This window comes from Candidatus Glassbacteria bacterium (genome assembly GCA_019456185.1).
Classification (GTDB): domain Bacteria; phylum Gemmatimonadota; class Glassbacteria; order GWA2-58-10; family GWA2-58-10; genus JAJRTS01.
The window spans coordinates 1-25,150 of record VRUH01000056.1; the positions used below are offsets into that span (position 1 = coordinate 1).

Below are 25,150 nucleotides of genomic sequence, written 5' to 3' on the forward strand. Positions count from 1 at the left end.
CCTGCTGTTCTTCATCATCCCGATTCTGCTGCCGGTGGTCAATCCCGACCTCAGAGTCAACGAGAGGTTTCTGGTCACCACCGAGACCCGGGAGCTGGTCCGGCGCTACGAGGCCAAGGAATTCGACGTCTGGGAGCGCGACGAGGCAATCAGCGCCTGGAAGCGACTCGATTCGCTCGGGATGGCCCGGACCCCGATGCCCGAACCGCTGGCTGTCGGCGATGAGTTCGAAATCACCACCAAACCGCCGGCCAAGGCGATCTACTGGACCAAGGGTGTGGCAGTCGACAGCGACGGTAACCGTTACGGCCGCGGGTTTTTCAATCTCGAGATGGCGTTCCTGGCCTGGATCGGCATGGACCTGGCCGCCTTGCCCAACCCGATGATCGAAACCCTGCGGCTGCCGTTCCGGATTGTCCTGCCGATCGTGCTGATGGTGCTGATCAGCCTGTTCACCTCCCCGCTCAATAAAAAGGTGCTCGACCGGTTCTACGTGCGGATGAAAACCCCGGTCAAGCCGGACCCGGAGGAAGACAGGCGGGAAGTTGAACTCAGCTACCAGAACCCGGACCGGTTCGAGTCGCAGAAAATTTTTCCCGGCACAAATTTCGAGTTCACCAAATGGGATAAGGTCGATACGGTCGGGTTCCTGTTCGGCGTGCTGGGGACGATCCTCGTAATCGCGCTGACCCTGCTCCTCGCCCGGATCGGAGCCTAGCCGGAATCCAGCGGAAATACTGCTTGAACGTGCGCCTCCTGTCCCGCCGGGGCGGGGGGCGTTTTTCTTTATTTGCCTAAACCAGGCAAAATTGCGGGGAAAAATTTTCCGTGGTTATGCCTCAGATTGGGTTGGGTAATTGTGTAACATGCTTTCATCTAACAAGATACCCAATAGGAGAGTCTGGCATGGATGATGCAGAATAGCAGAAATGAGACCATGCTAACCCTGACGGCAAGGAGGCTGATGTGTTCACCGGCAAGGGATTCTGGCGGTTCATGAAAATGGTTACCGGGGCCGGTTTTCTGTTTTCTTTGGAGATGCTGGTCCTGCTCTATATTTTCTTCTGATTGGCCCGCTCCTCGGCAGACAACCAGAGCGGCGCTGTTATGCTCCTGAATTTTGAAGTCCGGATACGGCCTTTTCCCGACCGGGGAAAAGGCCTTTTTGTGTTGGCTGCCGCGGGGTGAAAACATGCTTCAGCACTAATAAGGTTGATAAATGGCTGGATTCACGCTAATTTACTTTTCTTATTTAAGTTAGGCTGGGAATGGGCGGTAGTCCGGGAAACGTTTTCAAGTAGAGAACTATGGTTCTGCATAAAAAAGATGTTCCTGAAATCAAGACTTTCAGCAAACTGTTCGGCAGGAGCGCCGAAGCCGCGGTACGCTCGCCGGCACGGATAAACATTATCGGAGAGCACACGGACTACAACGACGGGTTCGTCTTTCCGGCCTCGATCAATCGCAGCATGCGGATTGCCGCCGCAAAACGAAAGGACCGCACCTGCAGGATCCATTCGCTTCGCTATGACACGACAGTGAAAATTAGGCTCGACGAGTTGAAAAAAAACCGCGACTGGACGGACTATATCTCGGGTACGCTCAAGGAGCTGCTTGTCCGCAAACTGCCGGTGGGCGGGTTCGATGCGGTGATCGGCGGAGATTTACCGGTGGCCAGCGGCCTGAGCAGTTCGGCGGCGCTGGAACTGGCGGTCAGCGGAGTATGCCAGGCGCTGTTCGATTTCGAGGTGGAGGCCTGGGAGGATATCAAGCTGGCGCGGCGCGCGGAAAACCATTTCGTGGGCGTGAATTGCGGGATCATGGATCAGTTTTCGATCAAGATGGGCCGTAAGGGCCATGGGCTGTTCCTCGATTGCCGCTCTCTGGAGTACGAGGCTGTTCCCATCCCGGAGGACGAGCTTGTCTTCGTGATCGCCGACAGCAGGGTTGAGCGCGGCCTGGGCAATACCGAGTACCACGCCCGCCAGAAACAGTGCGAGCGCGGCAGTCTGTTTTTCAGGTCGATCAACAAATCACTCAAGAGCCTGCGCGATGTCAGCGAGGACCTGCTGATAGTCAACCGGGAGAAGTTGGACCCGGTGGTTTACCGCCGCTGCCGTCACGTAATCACTGAGAACCGTCGCGTGCAGAAAGCGGTGGAGGCGCTGAAACAGCCGGACATGAAACTGTTCGGCGAGATGATGAATATCAGCCACGAAAGCTGCAAGAACGATTTCGAGGTCAGCTGCCAGGAGCTGGATATCCTGGTGGAACTTGCCCGCAAGGTTCCGGGCGTGCTGGGGGCCAGGATGACCGGGGCCGGATTCGGCGGCTGCACGATCAACCTTGTCAGCCGCAACAGGGTGGATGAATTCCAGGAAAAAGTGGGCCGTCTCTATCAAAGCAGTACCGGTCTGGAGCCCGGCTTCATAGTAACCGGCGCCGAGGATGGAGTCGAAACACGCAGGTTCTGATTGTTGGCAGGTAGAAAAAAGGCGCCCGGATTTGTTCCGGGCGCCTTTTTTGTTTCGGGCAACTGCCCGGCCGGCTCTAATTACTCAGCTTGGTCAGGATATCCAGCAGGTCGAAAATGTCCACCCGGCCGTTGCCGTCCGCATCAGCCCCGGCGGTGGCTCCTTTCTTGCCTCCCAGGATACTCAACACGTCCAGCACATCGAAGATATCGATCTTGCCGTCGTCGTTGGAGTCTCCGGCGGTCACTCCAGCCACACCATCGAGCAGGATCGAGAACTGGTAAGCCGACCCGGGAGCGGTCGCCGGGTCGGTGACAGTATACTCCTCGTCGCTGGCTTCGATATAATAGTAGATCGTGTTGCCTTCCTTCTGCCCCGGAATATCGCCGGTGAACCCGTTGACCAGCGTCGTATCGGGTTTCATCTCCACAAAATTGTAATTCTCGCCATCGGTGGAATAGTACAGCCTGGCCGTGCGAAGCAGGACGTTGTCCACGATAATCGTGGTCACGTTATACGGCCCGGATTCGTTGGTGGTGCTCACGAGCTTGGAGGTGAAACTGATCACCGGCTCGGCCAGGTCGAGAATCACGCCCAGGGTGAAATCGGTGTAGAGCAACAGGTCCACCGACGCGGTGGCGGTGTTGGCCGCCGTATCCAGCTGGGTGGCGAGCTGCACGAAATTACCCGCTGCGTCGAGACCGAATACCGAGATCGCCGACTCCTCGAACTCCGGAATATCGGTGGCCGGGATATCGCGGTCCTGGTAAGTCAGAGTCAGCTCGAACTGCAGCGAGGTCAAGCTGCTCAGCAGGTCGCTGGAGAGGTCCAGGCCCCATCCGCGGCGCACGCCGTAGAAATCGCCTGCCGCCGCCCCGTCATCACTGAGGAACGGCAGGACTTTCACCTTGTCCTTGCTGCCGGCGAGTTCCGGATACCTCGAGTTGAGGTCGAAATCCGCCATGCCGGCCAGCAGAGTTTCCCCGGCTGGATTGCCGCCCTCAAGCGTGCCGGAGGTCTCGCTGCCGGTTATCTGGCCGCTGACAGGATCGGAGCCGTTGTTCGTTATCCGGAAGCTGAGCCCGGTGCCGGTAAACTCGTGGGCGAACGGATCACCGCCGGGCGGTACTTCCGGTACGTCCACGTCGCTCCGCCTGATGATCTTGAACTCGATCCTCATCGTGTCCACGCCGCCGCGGGAATCATCGGCGGTTACCTTGAACACGGCCGAGGGAATCTGCGAGTTGGCGTCCAGCAGTGCGGTATTGAATACGAATACGCTGTTGTTGCGGATCTCCGCGCTGCTGATATAGGGAGTGCCCGAGGAATCGATCCCGATCCCGACTTCATCGCCGTCGGGATCGAACACGGAGATTTCGAAGCTGATCAAATCGCCCTCGACCACTTCCTGGTCATCGACCCGGAACAGTTCGGGCGGCTGGTTCCGGTCCTGAACCAGGATTTTGATGTCGGACTGGGCTCTAAGGTTGCCGTCGGCCGCATTGAATGTCACCTGGTATTCTCCGGCCTGGTCGAAGAGCGGCTGCCAGTTGAATCTGCCGGTTTCGGATTCGAGCGAAGCTCCGGAGGGCAGGTTCGGGCTGAGCACCGCAATCCTGTTGCCGGCGGCGTCGCGGACATTGACCGTGAACTGCAGCGGATCGCCCTCGTCAACCGTCCAGTTGGCCGGCACGGTGATTGTCGGAGGCAGGGGCACGTCGGTGACGGTGACCACCACCCGCTCCTCGTCGGTCAGCTCGCCGTCGGTGGCGACAATCCGCAGGCTGTATCGCCCGGCCTGGGCGTAGGAGGGCTGGAACGTAAACGTGTTGGCTTCTTTGTCGAAACTGGCATTGACGGGCACCGGACTGATGAACACGGTCACATCCTCGCCCTCGGGGTCGCTGGCGCTGATTGTCAGCACCAGGTTATCGCCCTCGGCTACGGTCACATCACCGATCTGGCCCAGCACGGGCGGAAGGTTCTGCGCGCCCACACTGATAATCACCGAGGCCCGGTCCGAACCTTGAGCCTGGTCGGTGGCCGTGAAACCGATTTCGTAACTGCCTTCCACCGTGGACGTCCAGCTGAATGTCGGCGGATCGACACTCGTATCGAACGCAGCGCCGTCGGGCAGGCTGACCACCGCGTAAGAGATCACATCACCGATGTCCAGATCAGTTGCGCTGACCGTGAACGCCACGGTTTCACCCGCATTGACACTCACGTTTTCCAGATCGCCGAACTTGGGATTACGGTTCTTATCCGTCACTGTGACCGTGGTCGATACAGAGTGCACCGACGAATCGGGCAGGGTGACACCGAAAGTCAGCTTATAGCTGCCGGCCTGTGTGAAATCCGGCAGGAAGCGGAACGAGCCGGTCAGCGGATCGAAACCGGAATTGAGCGGCAGGCCCGCCGGCGGGTCGAACACCACGTGGCGGCCGTCGGGAAAAAGCCCCTTCACCTGGAAGCGGAGGACCTGGTTCTCGGCGACAGTATAATCCTGAAGCGGTTCCAGCGTTGGTATCTGCTGGACGGGATTGACCACTATCACCACGTCCTTGTCCGTGCGGAAGCTGCCGTCGCTGGCGCTTATGGTCACCACGTACTCGCCCTGCTGATCGAACCGGGGGTACCACTCGAGCGAATCGCCAAGTGTGGACCAGGCCGCACCGTGGGGCAGGTGGCGGGCCATGAACTCGACCTCGGCTCCAGTACTCGACTGACCGCTGGCGCTGAAACTGGCCGACTCGCCCTGATTGGCGAATACGCTGTCCGGCACATCGAGAGTGGGCGGGGCAGCCCCCTGGCCCACCAAAATAGTCACGGCCATTTTGTCTTTGGCGCCCTTGCTGTCGCTAACCACGAACCCGGCCCTGAACGGTCCTGCCTGCTCGGCCGAGGGTGTCCAGCTGAACTGTCCGCCGGCCGCATCGAACGTGGCTCCCTGCGGCAGGGCCTCGACTCCGTTGACCAGGGCAGCCGAGAATGTCAGCACGTCGCCCGCGTCCGGGTCGGTGGCCTGAAGGGTGAAACTGACCGCGGAGCCGGTTTCGGTCTCCAGGGGGTCGATCTGAATGAACCGCGGAGCACGGTTGGCGGCCACCACGATAAAGCTGTAGCTCCGGCTGACTTCGGCGCCGGCCTCGTCCTTCACCGTGACCGTGAACGTGTAAAGGCCGGCGCTGCCGAAAGGCGGCTCGAAGTTAACCTGGTTGGCCGCAGTGGACGCCCACTCGGGAAGGCCGCTGAACTCGAACTCCAGCTCGCCGCCATCGGGATCGCGGGCCGGGATTGTGACGGAGTAAGCCCTGCCCTCGACAATCCGCACGGTATCCGAGAACTCGGGCAGCTCCGGATCGCGGTTGAGCCTCGTGACCTTAATTTTCAGCACGCGGCTGGTTTGCCCGCCATTGCTGTCGGTGGCCACGAACGTGACCAGCAGCTCTGTGCGACCGGCCGCCAGCAAAGGTATCGTGAGCTGGTAAACGCCGGTACCGTCCCCATTATCCGTAAAGCTCGAACCGGTAATCGGCACTCCGATGACAGACAGGGCCACCGGGTCGCCGTCCGGGTCGCTGGCTGTCACCTGGACGCTCAAGGCTTCCTGTTCGGTGGCCAGAACCACCGCAAACGGATCGATAACGGGCGGGTTATTCCGGGTGGTGACTTCGGTCTTGAACCTGCTTTCGCCGAGTTCGTAGACGCCGGCCAGTGTACCGTCGTGCTCGGCAAGACCCAGGAACAAGGGCCAGATCTTGGTGCGGTCGCTGACCACCACGCTGATACCGCCTGTCCATTCTCCCTCGATATCATCCGCATCCCCGCTGAACCGTCTGGCGGCCAGGAACAGAGAATCGCTGCCCGAGACCGCTGTCAGCCTCAGGTGGTTTCCGTCGGCTGAAAGCAGGCCGCTGAACTGGATGAAATCCGTTGAGATAGCGTCGAGCGCGCTGCCGGAGATAGCGAAGCTCACTTCTCCGGAAGACTCGCTCCAGGAGAAATCGGTCAGGAACGGCAGGTTGATCGAAACGTTGTCCTCGCCGGGCAGGGGATAGACCTCGATCCGGCTGGCCACCACGGTCAGGTTGTCCTGAATGATGCCGAAAACATTGACCTCGCGGGCGAGCAGCGAATCGACAGCCAACTCAAGCGACCGGCCGTTGACGTTCACAATCTCGGTACCGTCGTGGACCAGCACCGGTTTTTCGACCTGCTGGTTCAGCCGATTGAGGAAGGAAACGATAATCGTGTTGTCTTCGACCGAGCTCACCTGACCGGAAAAGAAGACCTCGTCCCCCGGCTCGGGGATCCCGTCTGTGCCTGATCCTGCCTGGCCGCCCCTGGTGACTGTACCTGTCACGTTGGAGCCGGACTGGAAAAACTCCGCGGTGACCAGCACCTTGTCGTCGTCACCGGCCTGGCTGAAGCCGCTCCAACGTCCGGTCAGCAACCCGGATGTGCCGCTGACTTTCACCAGCATGAAGGAGACGACTTCCTGGCTGTTATCGCCGAAATCGATCTGGCCGGCCAGGTTGGAGAAATCCGGGGAGACCTTGGCGCTTACCGAAGCCATCGCGGCCGGTAACTCGGTATTCTCGTTGAGGTTGAACTGGAAAGTGAGCACGGCGTTTTCGATCTTGCCGCCGACGAGCGTGAAAGTTTCCACTTCCAACTCGCCGGTGTCCAGGATGATTACCGTATCCGCGCTGACAGTCAGCGGACCGGTTTTAATGCCGCTGAACCGGACCAGGTCATCGACAGCCAGATCGCCCTCGGATGCCGGCTGCAGTCCGGTATCGGTTTCGACCAGCCAGACCGTGGCTGTGCTCGTGACGATCTTGGCGCGGATGGTGACATTCTCCTCCACATTATGGATTTCGATCGAAAAACCATCCGCCTCGATAACTAACACGCGGCCCTCCGCCACAGCTCTTTCGAGCTGAGGGACTGTTACCAGGATAGCGTTCATGGAATTCGACAGCACCTGCCTTGCAACCAGCGACACGCTGGCGCCCCTGCTGATCCGGTCTGCGCCCACTTCCTCGCCCGTGTCCCGCACGATAATCCTGGTGGAACTTCCCAGATTGACTGTCACGACTACGGACTGGCCCGAGGAGGTGTGGGTTTCGAAATCGAACGATGATACGCCGGAACTGACAACGCGACCTACAAGCACTCTCAGCGTACCTTCCAGATATATCACCTTGCTGGCGGTAACAGAAATACTGTCGTCATTGACAATACCCTCCGCCCCGATCAAATCACCGACTTCCAGCCAGGAGAACTCCAGGTCTCTGCTGTTCGGCGTCACGATCGGCGTGCCGACGGGGATGTCCAGCCAGGCGCTTGGCAGCGGGGCGTCTGATCCCTCGAAACTCAGATTCACCCGGTTTCCCTCTATCTCAATAATCTCACCGTCGAGTTCGACAAATTCCCCGGGCAGAGGAATTTCAATTACCGAGCTGTCGATCGTGATCGACAAAATATCCAGCTCGCCGACATCGTGGATTACACCGGTCCCGACGAAAGTATGACCGACTTCAGGGGTTATCGGGTTGCCCGCCAGGTCGATAATGGCGGAGCCCTCGATCAGAGATCCGCGGACAGTCCGGCGTTCGCCGGTGCTGTCGTCGATGAAAGTGAATTCGATAAATCCAGCGCCCACGGCCACGATTTCACCGCCGATTTCGACAGTGTCCGGTTCGATGGGAGTGATAGTCTCTTCCAGGCTGATACTGCGCATTATCACCACCGAGCAGGGCTGGATCAGGCCCTCGCCCCGGATTCTATCCCCGACCGCGATCTCATCGCGTGACAGCGGCGCGCCGAACTCATCGAACACCTCGGTGCCGCTCAGGAACTGGAGCTTGCGGATCAGTTCCTGGCCGGTGTCGTCCTGTTGGCGGATGATGACATAGTCCGGCCCGAGTTCCGTAATCTCGCCGCCTACCGTGATCGGGTCGCCGGGCAGCTTGTCCAGTGTCAGATGGAGGATGACCAAGAATGCGGCCATCGAGCTGCTGTCCACGCTGGCAATCATCCGGCCCTCGATGAAGTTGTCGACCGCCAGCGCCACGGGGTTGCCGTCCTGGTCGGTGACCGTGACATCCGGAGCCAGCGAGAAGCGGTCTATCCTGGTATTGCCGGTGGCCGGGTCGTAATCATATTCGAAAGCGATAAAATCTGAACCGAACTCAACCAGCCGGCCATAAAAGCGGACCGTGTCGCCGGGGGTGATTAATTCTTCCATGCGGAAGACGGAGATTGCGGTCAGCACGCCGGTGTTGTCGACCATGATCCAGCCGTGCACGTTGTCGCCGACGGCGATGTCGCTCAGGGTGATCGGGTTGCCGGCCTCGTCCAGCAGGACAGTGGAGCTGTCCACCAGCACGTGGAGCGTATCGACCACGTTCCTCTCGGGAATTTCGACATAAATGTCGAGCGTCCCGCCGCCCACGGCCACCACCACTCCGCCGTACTCCAGGCTGTCCAGCTCGCCGCCGCCGGGTCTGGTGCCTTTGACAATAGATTTGGCGACCAGATCGTCGGGACCAAGCACATCGACCTCACCGTGGACCTCGTCGCCGACAGCAAAATCGGCGAGGCTGAGCGGAATTCCGTTCTCATCGGAGAGGGCGGATTCACTGCCGATTTTAACACGCACGGTGTCGACAGTGCCGTCTTCCTCAATGTACTCGATATCCAGGTAGTCGGCGCCGACCGCGGCCACGACTCCTGCGATCGGAAACGGCCCGTCACCCACAGGAGGCTCACTGGAAACAGTCACAGTCAGTACCAGCAGGGTTCCGTCATCCTGCACCACTACGGTCCCTTCCACGAACATGCTGTCGGCCAGGGTTCCCGTGATTACCGTGTTTGCGTCAAGAGTACCCCGCTCTGTCTTCACACTGCCGTCATCCGGATCCATCATCTCCACTTCGAGAAAGTCGTCGCCGAAGGATATCACTATGCCGTGGAACTCCAGGGTGTCTCCAGGTTCGATGGGACCCCCGCCGTCCGGGTAAACAGTGAGGCTTATCAGTTTCCAGCTGCCGTCTGCCTGGATTTCAACCTCGCCGTCGACAAAATTGCCCACCGCAAGTGTCGCGGGATTACCGTTCTGATCGACAATCGCCAGGCCGGACGGGATATAAAGAGTGTCCGAGCCCGATTCTCCCTTCTCCGTGTCCTGCCAGCTCACTACGATAAAATCGGTTCCGATTTCAGTTATCTGGCCCCCGGCGCGGTGAATATCACCCGGCAGCGGGCCGGGGGGATAAACTGTGAGACTGATGAATTTCCGGCTGCCGTCTGCCTGGATTTCAACCTCGCCGTCGACAAAACTGCCCACCGCAAGTGTCGCGGGATTGCCGCTCTCATCGACAATCGCCAGGCCGGACGGGATATAGAGAGTGTCCGAGCCCGATTCTCCCGTCGTCATGTCCTGCCAGCTCACCACGATAAAACCGGTTCCGATTTCAGTTATCTGGCCCCCGGCGCGGTGAATATCACCCGGCTGCGGGCCGGGGGGATAAACTGTGAGACTGATGAATTTCAAGGTGAGGTCGGTCTGCACCTCCACGGTGCCGTTGATCATGGAGCCGACACTGAGAACGGCCGGGTTGCCGTCAGGGTCCTGCACGATACCGCTGTCGTAATAAACCGTATCGTAGTGAACCTCGCCGGTGCTTGAAGCACCGGTCATGAGGATCATGAAACCGCTGCCGAGAGATTCCACCTCGCCGCCGAATTCGAACCGGTCGCCGGGCTGCCAGGGGTCGCCGCCGGGAGGCGGGTCGCCCCCGCCGCTGGTAGTGCCCAGGCCCCCATCGTAGATCTCGAATGCGATAAAATCGCCGTTGGCTTGTTTTTCGCCGATACCATGGGCGAGATTACCGACCGGAATGTTCGACAAGGGGATTTCGATGTCATTCAGATCGAAAACCTTGCCGTCGGTCGCCAATGTGACATTGAACAGATAAGTTGTCTGCGACACGTCGTCGAAACCTTCGAGCTGCAGCGTGGTTCCGTCGTTGCTCCGGACTACGCCGCCGAACAGGTCGCCGGGAGGAGGTTCTTCGCCGGGCGGTGGCGGTTCCTCGCCGGTTGGAGCGGGCATGACCCTGATCTTGGTTATCAGCGGTTCCCCGTTATCACCGAATGTCCCCACCAATTCTACATACTGCCCGTTTTGCAAGCTGATATTGGCGCCTTCGATACCGGTCGCGTCAACTTCTACCACCGGTGTTGCCGGCGGCAGGATGAACGTCTGGTTTACCGAGGCTCCGGTGGTTAGATCGCCAACCTCGAGCGTTATCGATTCAGTGCCGAAAGAAACAACCTTGCCGAAAATCGAAACAGGGTCGCCCGGATTAGCCGTCTGGCCCTGGGCAGAGTTCCAACCGGCCGTAAGCATCAATGCAGCAATCAGCAGCAGAACACTCCTGAATGATCTCATCGTCAAACTCTCCTGGGCAGTATGGCGCATTGAGGAAAACATCAATTTTTTCACTAGACAAGCATACAACAGCAGAAACCGTTCCAATTCACCCCGGCAACGTAATGCACTAATATCAAAGGAGATTGTTGTTTGCCGGTAATATAGGAGCAATTGCAAACTGCATAAAAGCGGGCGTTTTGGTGCCAGAAAATCTGTACCAAAATCCCTGGATACGGACTAATTGCTTTTCGATCAATTCATGGTTCGAGGAAATGGAGAAACAAGCCAATACTCCATAGCAAGCCGCCCGGCTGGATGGGGAGGGCGCATCCGGCAGAAGGGAAAGTTGTTGGAATAAGATGGATTCTCAACAAGAGATTGCAAAACTGCGGCGGCTGGCAAAAGCTAACGTGATATAAAATACTGTTTTATAAGAGAAAAGTCAACTTCCCGCCGTGATTCTTTATTAGTGCGGGAAGCAGATAAAGTCGAAGAATGGTCCGGGTGTGAGGGTGTCGGCGCCAGCGTTAGTCGTTTTTCCTTCTCGACAGGGCGAACTGGATCGGATAGTTGATCCACATCGCCACCCGCTGGCCGTCCTTGATCGCCGGGCGGAACCGGGTTTTCCGGGCGGCCTTGACAGCGGCCTCGTCCATCTGACGGTGCCCGCTGCTGGACTCCACCTCGACCTTGTCCACGGTGCCTTTCACGGTTACCAGCACGCGCAGGCTCACTGTGCCCTCGATCCCTTTCTTCTCGGCGTCCTTGGGATAGACCGGCGGCACGAGCATCAGCAGTTCGGGCCTGCGGTAGGGCAGTCTGCCCGTCCCCTCGCGGCCGACCTCGGTTTTCTGCTCAGGGCCGATCTCGATAGCGCCGAACTCGGGCTTGGGCATGTCGATTTCCTCCAGGGCGAACGCCACCTCACGGATAATCGGCACCTTGACTCTCTTCTGTGCCAGACTGGTCCGTGGCACGGCGTTGATCACGATCAGCGTGTTGTCGGAGATTTGCCGGTTCTGGAAGCCATACGGATCGGTGTCTATGATCGGAGGGTCCTTGAACAGCTCCGAGACAGGGAAGGCGAGGATGAGCAGAATAAAGGCGATAAACGTCGAGCGCCGGTAGAAAAAGTCGTAGTAGTCGCGGTCGGCGGCCTGAGCCATGAAGTCGCTCAACGGCTGCAGCCTGAGCATCAAGTGCGCTACGCGCCGCTCCAACTCCCCGCTAAGCCGGCCCAGCAGGGAAGGCTTGTTTTTTTGTTTCGCTTCCATCCGTACTCCAACAAGCTGTAACTAATGTTTCCGTCTTGACTTCCCCGAACGGGCATTTCAAGCCTCGGCGCCGGGAAAACCCTGTGACAGCACTCAGAAATGGTACACTGCGCGGCCGGGAGATGTTCCCCGGTTTCCAGCAGTCAGCTCAGCCGCGCGGGCAGAGTGGAGCGCTTAGCGCGCCATCAGACCTTCCAGTTCGTCGACCGTGCTGGGGATATTCCGGCTCAACACCCGGCTGCCGTTTTCGGTTACCAGGACATCGTCCTCTATCCGCACGCCCAGGGATTCCTCCGGAAGGTAGATACCGGGTTCGACCGTAATCACCATCCCCGCCCGCAGTTTCTCGTCGCGGCTGCCTACGTCGTGGACATTCATCCCCAGGTAATGGCTGGTGTAGTGGATGAAATACTCGCCGAATCCGGCCTCCTCGATCACTTTTTTCGCGGCCGCGTGGATATCGCGCAGGGTTACCCCGGGCCGGACCGCGGCGATACCGGCCTGCTGGGCGCGCAGAACAATATCGTAAACCTCTCGCTGACGGGCGGTAAACTTGCCGTCGACCGGAACCGTGCGGGTGATATCGGCGGTGTAGTAATCGAGTTCAGCCCCCACGTCCATCAGCAGCAGCTCGCCGGATTCGATCCGCCGGCGGTTTTCGTTGTAGTGCAGCGTCACGGTATTGGGCCCGGCCCCGACAATCGAGGGGAAGCCCGGCCGCTGGCTGCCGCGGCGGTGGAGGCCATATTCGATCAGCGCTTCCACCTCGTATTCGTACATCCCGGCCTTCACCGCGCCAATCGCTTCCACGAGCGCCTCGCCGGTAATATCCACCGCGCGCTGGAGCGTGGCGATCTCCGTTTCATCCTTGACCATTCGCAAGCTGTCCACCAGCCGGCCAAGCGGCCTGATCTGCAGGTGCGGATAGCGTTCGGTTATTGTCGCCAGCAGAACCTCGGCTCCCGATCGAGGGCCGCCGATTTCCGAGGGGAGATAGTCGTAATAGACGGTTGTCAACCCGGCGGCCAGACCTGCGAACACTGTGTTAAACGTTCCGCGCTCGGCAGCCCTGGCGATCCCGGTGATTTTTTCTGTCCCGCTGCCCGGTCCGAGTTTGCTGCCGGTCCAGGCTTCCGAGAGACTGCCGTCGGCCAGGTTGCGCGCCGGGAGATACAGGACTTCCGGGCTGCGGGAGGCAGGGGCGATGAGCAGGAGCAGATTGGGCTGGACGACACCGGTGAAGTAGAAAAAATTATTACTCTGACGGAAAGTTTCCAGTTCTTTTTCCCAGGCTCCGGGGATCAAGGCGGCTTCATCATCCGCAAGCAGGCTGAGCAGCTTGTCCCTGCGCTGATTGTAGTAAACGGAATCCTGCGCCGAGGCTGGTATTGTCTGCAGCGCAATCGCCGCGAACAGGACTAACCCGATCGGGATTGATCTCATCTAAATCTCCCCCAGGCTTGGCGTGTCGGAGAAGTTGAAAATGATTTAAACACGCAATATAGCTTTCATCAGGTACCAAAACAAGTAACGGCAGGCCCATGCCGGTAAGAATGATAAGGTATTTGCGTTTTAACGTGGCGGGGCGTAATTTTGAACTGATAGCGCTGCAATACGACTGCAAACAAAATGCGCTGGCTTCGAGCCGGAGAGATGGATGCCGATCCAGGGCCTGGAAGCAAAATTCAAACAGATGGGCGAAGTTCTTGATGGTGTGAAAAATATCGTCGTCCTCTGCCACGACAACCCCGATCCCGACGCCCTGGCGAGCATGCTCGGGTTGCGCTACCTGTTCACCAGCCATTTCAGGATCAAAACGAGGCTGGCCTATGGAGGCGAAATCGGAAGGGCCGAAAACCAGGCCATGGTCCGGCTGCTCAAAATCCCGGTAGGAAATATCGAGGATCTCCGGCTGCGCAAGGGGACCAGGTTCGCCCTGGTGGACACTCAGCCGCAGTTCCAGAACAACTCTCTGCCCGAAGGGGCCAATGTCCTGGTCGTATTCGACCACCATCCGCCGCCCAAGAAAGTGATGAGTCCGTTTTACCACGTGATCAGGGACCTGGGAGCCACCAGCACGCTGATATACAATTATATCAGCCATGCCGGCCTGGAGCTGGACAACCGGCTGGCCACCGCTTTCACTTACGCGCTGATTTCGGAAACCCAGGACCTGGGCCGCGAGGCCAGCCAGGACGATATCATGGTCTACCAGGAACTGATACCCAAAACCAGCCTTCGCACGCTTTCCAACATCAGGTTTCCCCTGCTGCCCCACGATTATTTCCGTACGCTGAACCGGGCGCTGAACAATACGTTTTATTATAAAAATATCGTCGTAACGCGCCTGGGCAAAGTCGAGTCGGCCGACATGATCCACCAGATGGCCGACCTGCTGCTGCGTTTCGAGCGGCGGAGCTGGTCGCTGTGCATCGGCCGCACCGACGACTACGTGCTGCTGAGTCTGCGCAGCAGCAACGTGAGAGCCCGCTGCGGAAAAATGATCGCGCGCCTGGTGCGCGGTAAGGGCCACGCGGGCGGCCATGATATGGTCGCCGGCGGCAGGATCAGGATCAACAGTCCAAATGACAGCGAACTCCAGCGGATCGAGGAGTTGATTATCACCCGCCTGCTCAAATACATGGGCCATCCCGGAGACTCGAATATCATGGTTCCGCTGGTCGGGCTCGATGAGGAGGACGGGGGAAGACGCTTGAACCCGACGCCGCAAACTGGAGGTAAAGATGGATGAAAGTTTGCGTGACGTGCTGAAGTACCTGCAGTTCAAGGGACCCGGTCCCGAGGAGATCAGGCTGTTTGTTATCTCGGTGGTTGTTTATCTGGTATTGATCGCGGCCACGGTCCTGGTCCACGGCTACATCCACAGACGCCGCGAGCGGACTGCTCTGCTGCGGGCGGCTAAACAGCACGGACTCACCAGGGGCGAGCTGGCGCTGGTGACCAACATCACGGGGAAACGCTCCAAAGTAAATCCCAGGAAAGTCTTCCAGTCCATCCGCGAGTTCCACCGCCTGTTCGGCCCGCTGATGCATGAACTGGTGGCGTCGAGCGAAAACGATATGAACGCCAGGCGCAAACTCGACGGGATATTCGCACTGCGCAAAAAACTGTTCGGCGATATTTCCTACCATTTCGGCAGTCTGACCAGCACTATCCAGCTCAAGATCGGTCTCAAGGTTACCCTGCAGTTCGAGACCGGAGACACTTCCCACAGTTTCAGTTCCCTGGTTCTGGATGTAGACTCGGAGGCGATCACTGTCGCAAATCCGATCTATGAGGGAGACCACGTCCTGTTGGAACAAGGCCATCCGGTCAAAGTATCGTTCAACAGGCCGGAGGACGGCTACTACGAGTTTGAAACCCGGGCGCTAAGAGCGGTCAGCAAGGAGAGCAGGTATTTCCTCCTGCTGGCGCACGCCGACAAGATCCAGCGAATGCAGTCCAGGATGTATTTCAGGGTGCCGTCGCGGATAGAGGTGGAGATCAACCGCTTCGCCTGGGACGAGGACCCGCAGAACCGGTATCATGGCGGCAAGAGCGATTCCGGTGAGAAAATGAGCGGGCTGATTGTCAATCTGGGGGGAGGGGGCGTGCTGGTCCGCACAGCCGGGGACCTGCACCGCAACGACCTGGTCACGTTCAGCCTGCCGCTGACTGAGGAAACCACGCTCGATGACGTACTGGGCAAGGTTGTGGTCGTGGACAAGAAAGATAAAGAAAGCGATACGAGTGATGTCCACGTCCAGTTTCTCAACCTCAAGCAGGGCGACAAAGACACGATCATCAAAATAATCCAGCAGCGTAAGCTTACAGAGCCTGAATAACGAATCCGGGCGGGACAATAATCCGCCTGCCACAGGAGGGTAAGATGGATTCCTCAACGAAGCAGCGCGCCGTGGTTCTTGTCGATGGGGTCCACAAATCGGACAATTCAATCAACGGTATCCGCGCTCTGGCCGAGAGGCACGGTTTCGTGCCGGTCAGGCTGGTGTGGATCGGCGGCACGGAGAAGATGAAGGACCCGGAAACGTTCAGCGCCGATTTCCGCGAGGTATTCGGCACCGAGATGATTTTCGAGGGCGACCTGGAAAGCGGCAAGGCCGATCCGGTGGAAGGGCTGCACAAAGCGCTGGAGAAGCGCGATGTGGACCTGGTCGTGCAGTTGTCCGGCAGCCCGCAGGTCAACCGTCGCCTGATGAACCGGTTCGCCCAGGTTGCTGTCGGCTACGGGACGAGGTATATCGCGGGCGGGACAGTCTTCGCCGAAGATACCAGCCCGGCCAGGGTCTTCAAACCCAGCGTGGGTCTCTACGCCACGGACAAGCGGGTGGGCAAGACCGCGTTCGGCGTGTATGTCGCCGCACTGATGAGCGGTCTGCGGGGAATCGCCACACCCTGGAGCTCGATCACTATCACCCACTCCCGCGGCGGACCACCCAAACCGCCGGTCCTGTCGATCTTCAACAACCCTGATGACAACAAGCCGGCCTCGGAGATGGAGCTCGACGAGCTTTACGGCCGGCGGTTTTGCCCCGAAGTGCTGGAACGGCTGCTGGATTTCGGTCTTCACGGGGCCAGCGACGTCTACGAGGACGCGCTGATTCTGAGCGAATACCTGACCGCTTACGAACAGGAAAATCCGGGAGCCGAAACTCCCGCGATGCATGTTATCGGCTGCCGCCGGGCGGGTGCGGGATATTTCCACGAATTCGCGGTCAGCAACGTGGAGCAGGGCCTGGAAGCCGCTGAGACCGCCGGCGGGGACTTTATTCTCCACGAGGGCTCGGGCGGCGAACATCCCCCCGTGGCGGTTGACGGGACTATCACGCTGGTCCCCGCCGACTCCGACGAGGAACTGCTCGAGGATTTCCCCGGCATGGACACCACCGATCTGATTATCCTGGCCCACTGCCAGGACGAGACCGCCGGCAGCGAGAAGATCGCCTCCGTGGAAAGAGTACTGGCGGCCAGGGCGCGAAACGCCAAAATCCTGCGGACGTTGTTCGAGCCGGAAGTGATCGGCAGCAGCGGAGAAGTCCACGCGGCGCTGAGGGGCAGGCAGGCGGCGCTGTTCACCACCGCGCCGCAGATTGTCGAAAAGCGGTTGAGCGCGGCCCTTGAGCGCGATTACGCCGTGGAGGTGGTCAAAACCAGTTTCACCCTGGCGCGCCACCATGCGATGGTTGCCGAGATCGATGAGCTGATGAAATCAAGCTCACCGCCGGAGGTGTTCCTGATGGAGATCAAGGCGCGGGGTGTGGAGGGCGCCGGCTATATCCGCAAGAACTACGGCGTGCCGGTGCTGTATGTGAACAACGTGCCGCACCAGGTGGACAACTCAGGCGCCGTGCTGGCCGATAACTCGGGGCTGGATGCGGAGATTATCAATGCGCTGAACCGCTCGGTTGAGCGGTATAACAAGCGGGAGGGGGCGAATACCCCCATTTGCGAACTATAACGATAAAGGAATGCAGAGACACTGAATGCCTTGTGGACTGTAGGGGCGGACCCGTGTGTCTGCCCGTTTAAGTACAACTCGAGAAGTTGCTATGTACTCAATACATCAGGATTTTGAATCCCGCGGATAGTTCCAGAATACCGGTGTCTTTTTCCTCCAGGAACCGGTGATACCTTAGGGTCTCGTTATCGAGCCGGTAAAATTTCAAGACCTGATATCCAAGTTCCGGATTGCTTTTCCGGCCGGTAAAGACCCGGTAATAACTCACGCGGAAAAAGATTCCCGCAAAATCCTTGGGGAAATACTCCAGTCCGCCGCCGAACAAAAGGGCAAAATGGGAGATACGGGTTTTTTCCCGGTACGACCCGTAACTCACCTGGGAAGGATCATATATATTCACCGACTTAACAATATGTTCCATTGATACCTTGGTGCTGTAAATTCCGGCACCAAACTGCCCGAATGCATTGAATCCGGCTATCCGGGGCGTATGGAGAACCACTCCAGGAGTATACGCAACACTTTCCAGGTTGGAAGATGCTTCCACCGCTGCTGGTTCGAACGGGTTGTTACTTACATTTATCTCCGAGTATTGCTCCCACGCTTTCTCCCAAAGTTGTGCGCGGTATTGCGCTTGATAGTTCTGGTAATTTTCAGCATAGGCCGCCTGATTGAAAGAATAATTGTGGAAGGCCACGTGCACCGGAACGATGGCAAAGTAGTCATTCAGCCGGTATCCCAATTCGACCGCAATAGAACTGGAGGGATCGTAGAATTCATTCATTTCGAATGGACCGCTTGAGCTGGCATTGCCATAATGCATTGAAAAAAACAAATTTCCGGTTTCGGCTAAAAGCGCGAATGGCCGAAGAAATAAGGCTAGCGCGATTATCAGGTACAGAGAGCTTTTCATAAGCTCAACCTCCTGGTTTTGTGCCAGCTGCGGAACAGCCAGGGCGGGGGGGTATCCTGCTATTACGATATGATTGGGGGGTAATTAAATATATCAGCCGGCATCAAATAAATCAATCGATGATAGGTGTCAGAAAAAAAGGCGACCGTCTCGGTCGCCTTTTCATAACGGATTTTTGAGCTTAACTTACAGCCCCTCTTCCAGTTCTTTCTCGATCCGTGGAATTGTCCCGCTGAGGTTGAACTTCTCGAAATACTTGTCCATCGCGCGGATGATACCGTCGATCACCTCGTTTTCGGCATCGATACCCATCCCGGACAGGTTGGCGTACAGCTGTCTGCGGGCCTCAAGGACGCCGGGGTCGGTCCAGATATAGCGGCAGCCGGTGCGCACCAGCCACTCGCGGCGCTCGGGAGCAAGTTCGCTGAAATCTTTCCCGCGCTCAGCGGCCTGGCGCCATTTCTCCCACCGTCCGCTGGCAACCACCGCGTTCTCCAGCGCTTCCATCAGCCCGCTCTCACTGCCGAGTTTGCCCTGCCCGACAAACTCGCTCTCGCTCATCGCCAGTTTTTTCAGGCTGAAATATTCAGCCTCGGTAAACTCCGGACCCACGTTGGCCCCGCCCATCTCGCTCTCGGGGTAGGCTTCCGGGTTTTCGACACCGTCGGTGTAGTGCCCCTTGATAAACGAGCCGTACTCGGCCGCGTTTTTCACCAGTGTCTCGGCCACGACGGGGTCGAACAGGGTGGTGTGCAGGTCGGTGCCGACCTTGCCGACCACGAAGCACGGCCAGACATCCTCGAGCCCCTGCACCTTCAGGCCCTCGCGCAGGCCGTTGAGGAATTTGCGGAACGTGCTGATATCCGCCAGCCCGCCGTGAACCTCCTCGGTGCCGACCTCGTAGCTGATCCTGGGCAGTCCCTTGCCGCGGCGGTGGCGCTCGGCGTGCTCGATCAACTCCACTGTCCGCTCGACAACGGTCTTGATCGCGATCGCCTGGCCTTTGTCGAGCGTACGGTCGACAGTGGGGTCGATATGCAGCAGGTCGTAACCCGCATCGATACAGGCCGCCAGAGAGTCCTTGACTCCCTGCATCGCCTGCTCCAGCGGCCAGTTCTCGATTGTCTGCTTGTCCTTGAGCCAGGGGCCGCCGTGGTCGAGCGCCACGATCACCGGCCCCTCGAACCCGGAGCTGTCGACCTCGTCGCGCACCAGGTCCATGAACTCCTGCTGGGTCCAGCGCGTGTAGCCGCCGTCCAGGTCAACCTGGTTCAGCGTAGCCGCGTACTTGATCGGCGCGTTGTGTTTCCTGGCCGCGCGGATCGAGGCCCGGGCCACCGCCTCGCTGTTGGGGCAGGCGGCGAACAGGGTCACGGGGTCTTCTTCGCGTTCAACGAACCCTTTTTTAAGAGCCTTGAGGATACAATCTGTCAATGGTTCGCCGGCCTGCTCGGCCAACTGCCTGATCCGGCTGTGGTCGGCTGTTAATCTTCCCATCTTCACTCCCGGATAGCTGATGTGCAATTACGAATCGATCTCGGTTATTTCAGAGCTGATAGCTGCTTTCCGTTATGCACGAAAATACACCATTTTACTATTTTTCTCAATATTTCGGCCTCGTGAACAGATATCCTGAATTGCCAGGGAACCTTAAACTGGATAAAGAGTAGTTGGCAGGGCGGGCCGTGCGGATTATCTTAAATTCGTGAGCAGGGAGTCAGTCGCCGGGCACTGGCCGTCCGGTCCGGGCGCTCCAGTGCTCTGGCATTTAAATTGCTTCATGTTTTCCTGCGTATCAAGTCATTCAATCAGGCATGGATATTAATTTGATCTTGACGAGAAAACTGTTTCGACCGGCGCTGGAGTGGGTGGAGAACAGCCTGGGTGTCCCCGTATTCCCGCGGGACCGGATCCTGAGTGCGGTATCGGGCGACGGGGTCCATTGGGAGCGCCGGCCGGGGATCGTTATCGACGTGAAAGGGGAGCACGGCAGCGAGATGGTTTACTGGCCCCACGTTGTCGACTTTGGAAATTACAGACGGATGTATTTCGTGGGCTCGCACCTGGTAAATGGCCACTGGCGGGAGCGGATTTTAAGCGCCCGGGCAGAATCGGGCGATAACTGGGAAATCGAGCCGGGGGAACGAGTCAGCCCCGGGGGGGAGTTTGACAGCCATTTTGCAAGCTCGCCTAGAGTAGTTGGCATATCAGGTGGATATCGCATGTACTACTCGGGAAAATCTTCAGGCGTGCAACCCCGGATCCTGAGCGCTGTTTCCCGGGACGGGCTGTCCTGGCAGAAGGAACCGGGGGTCCGCCTGTCTCCCCTGACCGGTATCTCCGAATACCTGTCGGCGCCTTCGGTGATTTGTGATGGCAGCGAGTGGTTGATGGTATTCACGAGCCGATTTGGATATTCCGCCAGAATTGGAATTGCCCGATCCGAGGACGGGCTTGCCTGGTCCTGGACTGTGGAAAAGGGAGGGGACCTTATTAATCCCGGCCCAAGGTTGTGTGCAGCTAACCCCTCGCCGGTGTTTCATAATGGACTATACCGGGTCTATTATTCTGGTCACGATGGGAGTGTTTATAAAGCTAAAATATATTTTTCCGACACGCGGGATTTTAAAACCTGGTCTCCCGGCGTGGAGTGTCTGGATTTCAGCGGCCCGTTTGAAAGAGCCGAAGTAGAATACTGCCATGTAATCAGAGAGAGTGAGCTCGATTGGAAAATGTATTATACGGGCTTTTGGGGAAAACACCTTCTTTCCCCAATCACCAGTTACATCTACAGTCGGAAAGCTAAAGCTGCCAGGGCGGGATTGGCTGCTGATTATTGATGTCGAGCTGAAATGCAGCGTGCGGTTCGCCAACCGCATTGAATTTACTGCGCTCTCGTCTAACTGAAAAGGTAGGGACAATGGAGAAGGAAAATGAGAAGCAATATTTTGTTAATAGCAGGTACTGGACCTGGGAAGAAATGTCGGCTCAACTCGATAGCGCACTAGCCGGTCTGGAGACGGGGAAAACCAACAGGTTGTCGTATGCCATGGATTGGGTCGAAGGTGATACTGTGCTGGACGTTGGCTGTCAACGCGGTGTTTACTCGTACTATCTGGCAAAAAACGGGAAAAAGGTGGTTGGCGTGGAAGTGGATCGGACTGTGCTGGAAATCGCCGAAAGAAAATTTACGCACCCTAACCTCAGTTTCAAGTCCGTGGACGGTACCCGGTTGGATTTACCTGCGGAGTCGTTCGATTGTGCGCTGCTGCTGGAAGTGCTGGAGCACACCTACCACCCCCGCGGCCTGATCCGTGAAGTCCACCGTGTGCTGAAGCCCGGGGGAACTCTGATTGTCTCAGTCCCCAATGCCGCCTCGTATCATACCCTGGCCCGGTCGCTGTTTTTGCCCACTGCTTCCTATTTTGCTGAAATGGAAACCTGGCCGGATTTCGCCACTGACCAGCGGGACCATTACTACTACTGGGACGCGTTCACCCTTTACCGTCTGCTCAACAGGCAGGGTTTCGGTTACCGGGACCACCGCTATGTGGACAGCCGGCGGGTGTTCAGACTGCTCAGCAAGGTGCTGCCCCCGCTCAGGAAGATGTCCACGTCGTTTATGATCAAGGTCAGCAAGCAGGAAAGTTGACTGGCTTTAGCATTCCAATCCGGATCAATCATCACGTTTTACAGCACGGAGATAGTAGCTGCGGCAGCCGTTAAGCAGCCATTTTTGTGTGCCCAGGCGCTTGAACATGTCATACCAGCCCGGCAGGAATTGCACGAGCCGCCCCGGCGGGTAAAGCGACAGGATCAGCGCGCGCGGCAGCATCAGCTTGACCTCACCCGGCAGCCAGCAGAGCAAGCTGGGCAGGGGGTTCCAGCCGACCAGCTCCCGGACGCTGTACCCGTGATTTTCAAAAAACGCGGCGGCTTCCCGCGGGGTCCAGAAGCAATCCTTGCCCCGGCCCTGGACCGGGCAGACACGGTTCGCCTCGACAAAATGCATTTCTCCTCCGGGCTTCAGTAACTCCGACAACCTGCCGACAGTCCTGATTTTCTCCTCGACAGTGCGCTCGTAATACAGCACCCAGCCCAGCACCAGGGTGTCGAAGCTCCGGGGGGCGAACGGCAGCTCCCGCCAGTTGCCGCACACGGCCCTGAGAGCGAGTCGTTCAGCGCGGGAAAGTCTCCGCAGGCTCAGCAGTGCGTCCCGTTCCAGTTCGATCCCGAATACGTCGTTGCCCGCTTCGGCGGCCACCGCTGCCAGCACTCCGGCGTTGCAGCCCACGTCCAGAACCCGCCGTCCGCTCAGCGCATTCAGCCGCTCGGCGAGCAGGAACCGGACGTCCATCGGGTCGCCCCACCAGCGCGCGGGCGCATGGCGCATCCAGCGCTCGATAATATTACGCCGCAGGTTGTCGTCGATCGGCATTTGCATCACTCGCGGGCAGAGGGATCGTGGAACAAACCGCCATGCATCAGGATACAATCATGCCGGCGCGCGGGCAATCGTTTTCAGCGGCCGGGCTGTGCTCAAGGTTGACAATCCGGGAGCGTTGGAGGCATCTTTGCTCGACGTCAATCGATCGAGCGCAAGTTCATCTTCACACCCTCCCGATCCATGACCGGTATCGACCGCAGAAAACTGAAATTCAAACCGCTGGCCGCCAGGGAAAACAAGGTGGTGGCCGAACGGGATTTTATCTGTCCGGGAAGCTCATTCCAACGACTGGATGAGGATAAGGCCAGGCTCGTTTCCGAGGCGGCGGAGAGAATCCGCGCGGCCCGGGACGGCGGCTGTCCGGTGATGATGACATTCGGCGCCCACACGATCAAGAACGGGCTGGGACCGGTGATCTCCTCACTGGCCGCTCAAGGCTGGCTGACTCACCTGGCTACCAACGGAGCCGGGATAATCCATGACTGGGAATTCGCTTATCAGGGCCGGAGCAGCGAGGATGTCCGCGCCGGCGTGGCCCGTGGCGAGTTCGGCAACTGGCGGGAAACCGGCTGGTGGCTCAATATGGCGTTGAACGTGGGGGCGTTCCGGGGTCTGGGCTACGGCGAGAGCGTGGGTGCGCTGATCGCCGGCGATGGACTGGAACTGCCGGGGAGGGACGAACTGGCCGCCGCCGTCGTCGGCTGGGAGGACGACCCGGAGCGTAGCGCCGCCGCCGCGGATTTACTGGCCGTGACACTGCGCCTGGAGATCGATGAGGGCTGGCACGGTCTCGAACACGCTGGCAGGCAGTACAGTTTGCAGGCGGCGGCTCTGGAGCATGGGGTGCCGCTGACCGGCCACCCGATGTTCGGACATGACATTATCTACAACCATCCCGCCAACTGCGGGGCGGCGATCGGCCGGTGCGCCGAGCGGGATTTCCTTTCGTTCGCGGCTGAGGTGAGTAATATTGCGGGTGGAGTCTACCTCTCGGTCGGCAGCGCGGTGATGAGCCCGATGGTGTTCGAGAAGAGCATGTCGATGGCCCAGAACCTGGCGCTCCAGCGCGGCGAAAGAATCGAGGACCACTACATCCTGGTGGTGGACCTGGCCGAATCGAAATGGGACTGGAGCCGGGGGGAGCCACCCGAGGACAACCCGGACTACTACCTGCGCTACAACAAGAGTTTCAGCCGGATGGGCGGCACGATGCGCTACCTGTCCGCCGATAACAGGGATTTCCTGCCGGCCCTTCACGCTGAACTGACAACAGGGAACAGGGACTGATATGAACGAGCATATCAAACAACTGACTAAAGACTACCCGCAGCTCGAATCCTGCGCCGCGGAGATCGACAGCGCGTTCGAGCTGCTCGCGGGCTGTTTCCGCTCCGGCGCCAAGCTGCTGCTGGCGGGCAACGGCGGCAGCGCGGCCGACTGCGGGCACTGGGCCGGCGAGCTGCTCAAAGGTTTTCGCCGCCGGCGGCCCTTGGGCCCAAAGGAAGTTGATATGCTGGGCCCGGAACTCGGCAAAAACATTCAGGGCGGTCTGCCCGCGGTGCCGCTGCCCTCGCTGGTGTCGTTCGCCACAGCCTGGGCCAACGACTGTGCGCCGGAGTACGTTTTCGCCCAGGGCGTGTGGGCGCTCGGTTCGGAGGGTGACGTTTTCGCGGGCCTCTCGACCTCGGGCAACTCCGCCAATATCCTGCGCGCGGCGGAAACAGCCGCGGCCAGGGGTATCAAGGTGCTGGGCCTGACCGGCGCCGATGGCGGTGAGCTGGCCGCGCTGTGCGAGGTTTGTATCCGGGTGCCGGAGAGCGAGGTCCACCGTGTCCAGCAGCTTCACTTGCCCGTGTACCATTGCCTGTGCCTGATGGTCGAGGACGAGTTTTTTCCAGCTTAATCATCGAGATGGGGTGGCAGCCGATGGACAAGATCAAGGTGGCCACGGTGCAGATGGAGCACCGGGACGGGGATAAACAGTACAACCTGTCGGTTGTCGAAAAATTCAGCCGCAGGGCCGCGGCCCAGGGCGCGGTTGCCGTGGCTTTCCCCGAATGCTGTATTTCGAGTTACATGTACCTGGAGGGCCTGTCGCGTCCGGAGCTGGAAGCCCT

15 protein-coding genes are annotated in these 25,150 nt (G+C 58.7%); 9 read left to right on the forward strand and 6 right to left on the reverse strand.

Going from position 1 to position 25,150, the window contains the following annotated elements:
• Positions 1-1,307: 1,307 nt before the first annotated feature.
• Positions 1,308-2,474 (forward strand): galactokinase, encoded by a 1,167-nt coding sequence (locus FVQ81_15290; protein MBW7997900.1) that lies wholly within the window; start codon positions 1,308-1,310, stop codon positions 2,472-2,474.
• Positions 2,475-2,550: 76 nt separating this feature from the next.
• Here the strand turns inward: FVQ81_15290 and FVQ81_15295 are convergent, their stop codons facing one another.
• The 3 genes from FVQ81_15295 to FVQ81_15305 all read right to left on the reverse strand — a co-directional run bounded on the left by FVQ81_15295 (position 2,551) and on the right by FVQ81_15305 (position 13,637).
• Positions 2,551-10,938 (reverse strand): hypothetical protein, encoded by an 8,388-nt coding sequence (locus tag FVQ81_15295; GenBank protein ID MBW7997901.1) that lies wholly within the window; start codon positions 10,936-10,938, stop codon positions 2,551-2,553.
• A 509-nt stretch (positions 10,939-11,447) separates the two neighbouring features.
• Positions 11,448-12,194, reverse strand: a complete 747-nt coding sequence (locus FVQ81_15300) for an energy transducer TonB (GenBank protein ID MBW7997902.1) — start codon at positions 12,192-12,194, stop codon at positions 11,448-11,450.
• Positions 12,195-12,368: 174 nt separating this feature from the next.
• Positions 12,369-13,637 (reverse strand): aminopeptidase P family protein, encoded by a 1,269-nt coding sequence (locus tag FVQ81_15305; GenBank protein ID MBW7997903.1) that lies wholly within the window; start codon positions 13,635-13,637, stop codon positions 12,369-12,371.
• 214 nt (positions 13,638-13,851) lie between these two features.
• On the opposite strand from FVQ81_15305, the gene FVQ81_15310 reads away from it, so the two are divergent.
• From FVQ81_15310 to FVQ81_15320, 3 genes are read left to right on the forward strand one after another with little or no spacing between them, the layout of a single operon-like run.
• On the forward strand, positions 13,852-14,946 hold the full coding sequence (locus tag FVQ81_15310; GenBank protein ID MBW7997904.1) for a hypothetical protein: 1,095 nt from the start codon (positions 13,852-13,854) through the stop codon (positions 14,944-14,946).
• The gene (locus FVQ81_15315) at positions 14,939-16,039 is read left to right on the forward strand and encodes a flagellar brake protein (protein ID MBW7997905.1); all 1,101 of its coding nucleotides are present in this window, start codon (positions 14,939-14,941) and stop codon (positions 16,037-16,039) included. The genes FVQ81_15310 and FVQ81_15315 overlap by 8 nt, the downstream gene beginning before the upstream one ends.
• Positions 16,040-16,083: 44 nt before the next feature.
• Positions 16,084-17,673: a hypothetical protein gene (locus tag FVQ81_15320; protein MBW7997906.1), complete on the forward strand. Its 1,590-nt coding sequence runs from the start codon at positions 16,084-16,086 to the stop codon at positions 17,671-17,673.
• Positions 17,674-17,770: 97 nt separating this feature from the next.
• On the opposite strand, the gene FVQ81_15325 is transcribed toward FVQ81_15320, so the two are convergent.
• Both FVQ81_15325 and FVQ81_15330 read right to left on the reverse strand, forming a co-directional pair.
• Positions 17,771-18,586, reverse strand: a complete 816-nt coding sequence (locus FVQ81_15325) for a hypothetical protein (GenBank protein ID MBW7997907.1) — start codon at positions 18,584-18,586, stop codon at positions 17,771-17,773.
• Between the two features lie 186 nt (positions 18,587-18,772).
• The gene (locus tag FVQ81_15330; protein ID MBW7997908.1) at positions 18,773-20,083 is read right to left on the reverse strand and encodes a class II D-tagatose-bisphosphate aldolase, non-catalytic subunit; all 1,311 of its coding nucleotides are present in this window, start codon (positions 20,081-20,083) and stop codon (positions 18,773-18,775) included.
• Positions 20,084-20,418: 335 nt separating this feature from the next.
• Here FVQ81_15330 and FVQ81_15335 point away from each other — a divergent pair, with 335 nt between their 5' ends.
• Positions 20,419-21,426 (forward strand): hypothetical protein, encoded by a 1,008-nt coding sequence (locus FVQ81_15335; protein MBW7997909.1) that lies wholly within the window; start codon positions 20,419-20,421, stop codon positions 21,424-21,426.
• 80 nt (positions 21,427-21,506) lie between these two features.
• The gene (locus tag FVQ81_15340; protein ID MBW7997910.1) at positions 21,507-22,238 is read left to right on the forward strand and encodes a class I SAM-dependent methyltransferase; all 732 of its coding nucleotides are present in this window, start codon (positions 21,507-21,509) and stop codon (positions 22,236-22,238) included.
• Positions 22,239-22,262: 24 nt separating this feature from the next.
• On the opposite strand, the gene FVQ81_15345 is transcribed toward FVQ81_15340, so the two are convergent.
• The gene (locus FVQ81_15345; GenBank protein MBW7997911.1) at positions 22,263-23,030 is read right to left on the reverse strand and encodes a class I SAM-dependent methyltransferase; all 768 of its coding nucleotides are present in this window, start codon (positions 23,028-23,030) and stop codon (positions 22,263-22,265) included.
• 183 nt (positions 23,031-23,213) lie between these two features.
• On the opposite strand from FVQ81_15345, the gene FVQ81_15350 reads away from it, so the two are divergent.
• The 3 genes from FVQ81_15350 to FVQ81_15360 all read left to right on the forward strand — a co-directional run.
• A complete protein-coding gene (locus FVQ81_15350; protein MBW7997912.1) occupies positions 23,214-24,320 on the forward strand; it encodes a hypothetical protein in 1,107 nt (368 codons plus the stop codon).
• A 1-nt stretch (position 24,321) separates the two neighbouring features.
• Complete coding sequence (locus FVQ81_15355) at positions 24,322-24,936, forward strand: SIS domain-containing protein (protein MBW7997913.1); 615 nt, start codon at positions 24,322-24,324, stop codon at positions 24,934-24,936.
• Between the two features lie 8 nt (positions 24,937-24,944).
• Positions 24,945-25,150, forward strand: a 206-nt coding sequence (locus tag FVQ81_15360; GenBank protein ID MBW7997914.1) for a nitrilase, incomplete at its 3' end; no start/stop codon positions are given.

Bases quoted from the DNA above. Each gene is read 5' to 3' on its own strand.
- FVQ81_15290 (MBW7997900.1), top strand. From the start codon at position 1,308: ATGGTTCTGCATAAAAAAGATGTTCCTGAAATCAAGACTTTCAGCAAA.
- FVQ81_15295 (MBW7997901.1), bottom strand. From the start codon at position 10,938: ATGAGATCATTCAGGAGTGTTCTGCTGCTGATTGCTGCATTGATGCTT.
- FVQ81_15300 (MBW7997902.1), bottom strand. From the start codon at position 12,194: ATGGAAGCGAAACAAAAAAACAAGCCTTCCCTGCTGGGCCGGCTTAGC.
- FVQ81_15305 (MBW7997903.1), bottom strand. From the start codon at position 13,637: ATGAGATCAATCCCGATCGGGTTAGTCCTGTTCGCGGCGATTGCGCTG.
- FVQ81_15310 (MBW7997904.1), top strand. From the start codon at position 13,852: ATGCCGATCCAGGGCCTGGAAGCAAAATTCAAACAGATGGGCGAAGTT.
- FVQ81_15315 (MBW7997905.1), top strand. From the start codon at position 14,939: ATGGATGAAAGTTTGCGTGACGTGCTGAAGTACCTGCAGTTCAAGGGA.
- FVQ81_15320 (MBW7997906.1), top strand. From the start codon at position 16,084: ATGGATTCCTCAACGAAGCAGCGCGCCGTGGTTCTTGTCGATGGGGTC.
- FVQ81_15325 (MBW7997907.1), bottom strand. From the start codon at position 18,586: ATGAAAAGCTCTCTGTACCTGATAATCGCGCTAGCCTTATTTCTTCGG.
- FVQ81_15330 (MBW7997908.1), bottom strand. From the start codon at position 20,083: ATGGGAAGATTAACAGCCGACCACAGCCGGATCAGGCAGTTGGCCGAG.
- FVQ81_15340 (MBW7997910.1), top strand. From the start codon at position 21,507: ATGGAGAAGGAAAATGAGAAGCAATATTTTGTTAATAGCAGGTACTGG.
- FVQ81_15345 (MBW7997911.1), bottom strand. From the start codon at position 23,030: ATGCAAATGCCGATCGACGACAACCTGCGGCGTAATATTATCGAGCGC.
- FVQ81_15350 (MBW7997912.1), top strand. From the start codon at position 23,214: ATGACCGGTATCGACCGCAGAAAACTGAAATTCAAACCGCTGGCCGCC.
- FVQ81_15355 (MBW7997913.1), top strand. From the start codon at position 24,322: ATGAACGAGCATATCAAACAACTGACTAAAGACTACCCGCAGCTCGAA.